1 protein-coding gene and 1 pseudogene are annotated in these 1,372 nt (G+C 69.2%); both read left to right on the top strand.

Annotated elements, in window-relative coordinates; genetic code table 11:
• Positions 1-420, top strand: a pseudogene (locus tag AB4089_RS22910) (serine hydroxymethyltransferase); the annotation flags it as partial.
• Between the two features lie 158 nt (positions 421-578).
• On the top strand, positions 579-1,372 hold a 794-nt coding region (locus tag AB4089_RS22905), incomplete at its 3' end, for a serine dehydratase beta chain (protein ID WP_441411560.1).

The raw sequence follows: 1,372 nt of genomic DNA, 5'->3' as shown, positions 1-1,372 counted from the left end.
GAGCGTGTCCTGGCCGGTGCCCGGATCCTCGCGGACCGCCTGGTCCGGCCGGACGTGACCGCGAAGGGGATCAACGTGATCTCCGGCGGCACCGACGTGCACCTGGTCCTGGTGGACCTGCGCGAGTGCGAGCTTAACGGCCAGGAAGCCGAGGACCGCCTCGCGGAAATCGACATCACCGTCAACCGCAACGCCGTCCCCTTCGATCCGCGTCCGCCGATGGTCACCTCGGGGCTGCGGATCGGCACGCCCGCGCTGGCCACCCGCGGCTTCGGCGAGGCGGCCTTCGCCGAGGTCGCGGACATCATCGCCGAGGCGCTGACCGCCGACGCCGGCGCGGACCTGTCCGGCCTGCGCGCCAGGGTGGAGGCCCTCGCCGCCGCCCACCCGCTCTACCCCTCGGTTGATAACCTCGCCTAAGCGACGTATGACTGAAGTAAGACACGACGCCGGGCGGGCCGCGGCCACCAGCCGCCGCCGGGCGTCGTGCATCGGCGGAACGGCCGCCTACCGGCGCCCCGCCGCTTTCCGGCAAGACCCTCTGCCGGGCCACAGCAAGACCTAGTTAGGAACCGACCATGGCTGTTGGAGTCTTCGACCTTTTTTCCATCGGAATAGGGCCATCCAGCTCGCACACCGTGGGCCCCATGCGGGCCGCCGCCGTCTTCGCCGAAGAACTCAAGGCCTCCGGAGACCTGCACCGCGTGACCTCTCTGCGGGTGGACCTTTACGGCTCACTTGCCGCCACGGGCCACGGCCACGGGACCATGACGGCCATTTTGCTCGGACTCGAGGGCTTCCATCCCGAGCTGATCCTGCCCGAGGAAGTGGAGGACCGGCTGGCCACGATCGCCGAAACCGGCACCCTGCAGCTGGCCGGATCCGTGCCCCTGCCCTACGGCGTGAAGGACATCATCCTGCGCCCCCTGACCATCCTGCCCCGGCACACCAACGGCATGACGTTCACGGTCTCCGACGCCGCGGGCGAAACCGTGCACAGCGCCACGTTCTTCTCCGTCGGCGGCGGCTTCATTGTCCGCGAAGGCGAGGAAGACGCGGCCCTGAAGGAACTCGACGAGTCCAAAAAGGAACTCCCCCTGCCCTTCCGCACCGCCGCGGAACTGCTGGGACGCTGCCAGTCCAAGGGCCTCTCGATCGGCGAGATCATGCTGGTCAACGAGCGGGCCTCCCGCACTGAAGCGGAGATCCGGGAAGGCCTCCTGCACATCTATTCGGTGATGGAGGGCTGCGTCGAGGTCAGCCTCAAGCGCGAGGGGCTGCTGCCCGGCGGGCTGAAGGTCCGCCGCCGCGCCCCCGACTGGCACGAGCGGCTGCTGAAGGAAACCCGCGGCCAGGACCCCGACTTCCGGGA

Source organism: Arthrobacter sp. 2MCAF15, assembly GCF_052115605.1.
In the GTDB taxonomy this organism is placed as follows: Bacteria; Actinomycetota; Actinomycetes; order Actinomycetales; family Micrococcaceae; genus Arthrobacter.
The sequence above is the reverse complement of the archived record's forward strand: the minus strand, read 5'-3'. Positions and strand labels throughout refer to the sequence as shown.